This window comes from Bacillus sp. JJ1503 (assembly GCF_036965125.1).
GTDB lineage: Bacteria > Bacillota > Bacilli > Bacillales > Cytobacillaceae > Cytobacillus.
In genome coordinates, this window is record NZ_JBALOZ010000477.1 from 1 (window position 1) to 3,798 (window position 3,798).

Annotated in this window: 4 protein-coding genes and 1 pseudogene; all 5 read right to left on the bottom strand. The window is 36.5% G+C overall.

Annotated elements, in window-relative coordinates; all coding sequences use genetic code 11:
- Positions 1 to 753: enoyl-CoA hydratase/isomerase family protein (locus tag V7149_RS25505; protein WP_335348358.1), on the bottom strand; the 753-nt coding region annotated here is incomplete at its 3' end.
- Positions 754 to 777: 24 nt separating this feature from the next.
- A complete protein-coding gene (locus tag V7149_RS25510; RefSeq protein ID WP_335348359.1) occupies positions 778 to 1,140 on the bottom strand; it encodes a MaoC family dehydratase in 363 nt (120 codons plus the stop codon).
- Between the two features lie 14 nt (positions 1,141 to 1,154).
- Entirely contained in the window at positions 1,155 to 1,547 is a 393-nt protein-coding gene (locus V7149_RS25515) for a hypothetical protein (protein WP_335348360.1), read from the bottom strand.
- 35 nt (positions 1,548 to 1,582) lie between these two features.
- Positions 1,583 to 2,317: pseudogene (locus V7149_RS25520) on the bottom strand (enoyl-CoA hydratase/isomerase family protein).
- 27 nt (positions 2,318 to 2,344) lie between these two features.
- Complete coding sequence (locus tag V7149_RS25525) at positions 2,345 to 3,583, bottom strand: CaiB/BaiF CoA transferase family protein (protein WP_335348361.1); 1,239 nt, start codon at positions 3,581 to 3,583, stop codon at positions 2,345 to 2,347.
- Positions 3,584 to 3,798 lie beyond the last annotated feature (215 nt).

A 3,798-nucleotide genomic window follows, 5' to 3' on the forward strand; every position in this document is an offset into this window, starting at 1 on the left:
ACTTTTTTTAACTCTTCCTACATATTCTCTAAATCTATTACGGAAATGTCCTTCTAAAATGGAGTTTTTCGCCAGCAGTGCAGAGTTCACATTTTCTAATTGAAATGCACAAATATCTTTAATTACCTCTTGAGCATGTTTGGGAATATGTGAAACCTTATCAGCCCATTCAAGAGCAGTTTTAAAGCAATTGCTATTTTCAATTATTCCGTGTATGATGCCATACTGGTATGCCTTTTCAGCATCAAACGTTTCCCCCAATAATACGAGTCTTCTAGCAATAGATGGCCCTACCTCATTCATTAATCGCTTCGTGCCTAATATGACACCAAATTGCGGCCCAGGAAATCGAAAGCTTGCATCAGTACTGCCTATTCGAAGATCACAAGCCAAAGCAAGGTCTGCGCCTGCTCCAAAGGCATATCCATTCACCACAGCAATTGTTAAACAGGGCAAGTTTATTATCATTTCAAGGGTATCAGCCAAGTCATAAAAAAAGTCAGCAGCCTGTTCATTAGACAATTCACGAACATAACCTACATCAATTCCTGAACAAAAGGATTTTGTGATTTCACTAGTAATTATGAGTGTATCAATATGGTTTTTCATTTGCACTTTTTCAATTTGTTCACGTAATTCTCTTAATAAATCCTTATTCATTGCATTAAGATGTTTAGGTCGATTTAAAGAAAGAATGATAATTTGCTTATTATTATTCGTGTATTCGTGAATGACAATATTAGTATTAGACATTTTTGCTACCTTTCCAATTAAAGATTATTTTGAAGCCGTTCCAACTACAAAAACCTCACCATTGTCAGACCGAAGCGTAACATTCAATTGATTTTCCGTTTCATCTCGTTCTAAATAAATTCTAAACTCTTGTTCTACTTTAACTGCCTTAACAAATTTCACCTCTAATACCCCCTTGCTTTTCCAATTCGGGAATAAGGATGTCAGTTCTTTCTCAATCAAGGCTGCTAAATGAAAACCATGAGCGAGTGTTGTTTTAAATCTTGTTTTTTTGGCGTGTTCTGGGTCTACATGTATTTTTCCATATCCCCCACTTGCCCTTGCGAAATCATTTATTAGTTCCTGTGTTATTTTATATTGCTCACTTACATATGCGGTTTCATTCAAACCCTATTCTCCTTTCATGTTTCCTGAAGTAAATCCCATATATGCGTTGATTCATGTTTACAAACCAACTCATTTTCCTTAAAAAAATCAACTTCATAAACTAAATAATTTCTTTCGATCTTCTTATATTTTTCCTTAATGGTAACGATTACATTTATTTCATCACCAATAGCAGCATCCTGAAAATGTTCCATTTTTTGTTTAATCTGAATTGTACCTGGACTTAATCTGCCTCCAAAGGCTTCATAAATGGGCGAAAATATTGCAAATAAATATTTTGGTACTTTTTCAGATTCATAAGAATCTTCCAAAGCAGTGATATAATCCATAACTAATTTTTCCGTAATAATAAATTTGCTTGTAAACCTTTCGCCTTCCGAGAGTGTATAATAGTCTATAAACTTCATGAGAATAATCCTTTCATAAAAATTTTCTTATGAACCTATTTACCAGTAAAATTAGGCCGCCTTTTTTCTAAAAAGGCTTGGAAACCTTCTATTCTATCTTCACTTCTTCCGATATTTGATATCATTCTGTTGCCGATTCCTGCTAATTCCATAATGTTTGGTTCATTGGCCAGTCTTTTTAGTCCATTAACAACCAATGGTGCATTTTCGGATATTAATTGGGCTAAATTAATTGATTTTTCGATTACTTGGTCAGATGGAACAAGATGATTAACAAAGCCAACTTCATAAGCACGCTTTGCAGAAATACCCTCACCTGTTAAAAGCATTTCGAGAGCTATTCCCTTAGGTATATATTTTGCTAGAAGGGAACCTACACCCCCAGTGTAACCAATTTTAGCCTCAGGATAGATAAATTGCGCATTTTCACTTGCTATACGAATATCTGACATCATTGCTATTACTAGTCCTATTCCTATACAATATCCGTTAACAGCCGCAATGATAGGTTTTGTTACTTAAACACCGTTACCAGGTATCGCTGGTGACACTGGTGTGAAGTCATTTAGATCTAAGCCTGCACTAAACGCCCTACCCTCACCAGAAATAATAGCGACTCTAGCATTCTCGTCTTGTTCAAACTTACACCAAGCACTAAAAAGCCCTTCAACCATATTTTTATTGAATGCATTTAATTTTTCAGGCCTTGTCATTGTGATCATTGCAATATGTCTATTATTTTCATATTTAACATGTTCATTAATAATCATTTGAATAGCCTCCTATTTATACGCTAGTTAAATAATATTTTTCCCCTTTAATGCTTCATATTCTTGTGGATCCAGCTCTAGAATTTCAAGAAAAATACGATCATTATCTGCCCCCATTGATTTCCCAGCCCAAGCAATTTTACCCGGAGTTTGTGAAAATTTCGGAACAATTCCCGGAACTGGAACCTTCCCCATTTCTGAATCTTGGATTTCAACGATATTCTCGCGAGCTGCAATATGGGGATCCCTGAAAATATCTTCTACACTATTTACTGGAGCTGCAGGTACTCCTGCTTCATCAAGTATTTCTAGTACTTTTTCACCTGAAAGCTGTGCTAGCCATTCTTCAATGATTGCATTGAGCTCGTCAGTATGCTTGGCGCGATCACGCATTCCTTGAAAACGCGGGTCATCTATCAAATATTCCTTCCCCATTGCTATAGCTAATTTTTTAAAAGAGCTATTCAAACCCGCATGAATAGTTATCCATCGACCGTCCTTAGCCATATATGTTTCTGCAGGGGCTAAGGAAAGATGTCGATTTCCAACACGTTCCCTTACTTCCCCTTGAACCCCATACGCTGCAATAATATCTTCCGAAATTCGAAAAGGAGCTTCATAAAGAGCAAGATCAATTTCTTGTCCTTTTCCTGATCCTAATACGTCGCGGTAATAAACAGCCATTAGAGCAGAAAGAGCATTAAAGGTTCCAGTTAAATAATCCGCAATAGAAATGCCCATTTTTACCGGAGGTTTATCAGGATGACCTGTAACATAACTTAGACCACTATAGCTTAATGCAATTCGATCAAGGCCTGGCTTATTCTTATATGGGCCCGTTTGCCCATACCCTGATACCCTGACCATGATTAATCGCGGATTAATTTCCGACAATTGATTATATGCCAGATTCCATGATTCAAGTGTTCCCGGTGAGAAGTTCTCTATTAAAATATCAGCCCACTTTACTAAGCGCTTTAATAAATTTTGTCCCTCCTCCTGCCTTAAATCCAGTGTAATACAATGCTTATTTCGAGCCCCATCAATCCAAGCAAAAGAACTTCCGTTAAAAGTAGCTCTCCCATATTGACGAATGGGGTCACCTACCTTTGGCAATTCAATTTTTATTACCTCTGCACCGAAGTCGGCTAGCAAACCCGCCCCAAAAGGACCAGCAATTAGAGTTCCAATATCTAGAACCTTAAGCCCATTTAGAGGGCCAAATCCAGCATCTTCCGATAATTTTAATGATTTTGGAGGTTCCACTTTGATAACCACTCTCCCTACATATTTTTCGTTACATGAATTAAACTTCGCCCTTACCATTTCCCATATTCAATTGGGAGTACAAAACAGCTATTACCCTTTATATCAAAAAATAAGTGTACTCTCCTATATGTTCAATTGTATATTATTTAGAATAGGAAGAAAATTTGGAAATAAATCATTTTGATTAGATTCATCTATCAATGGTTAATGAC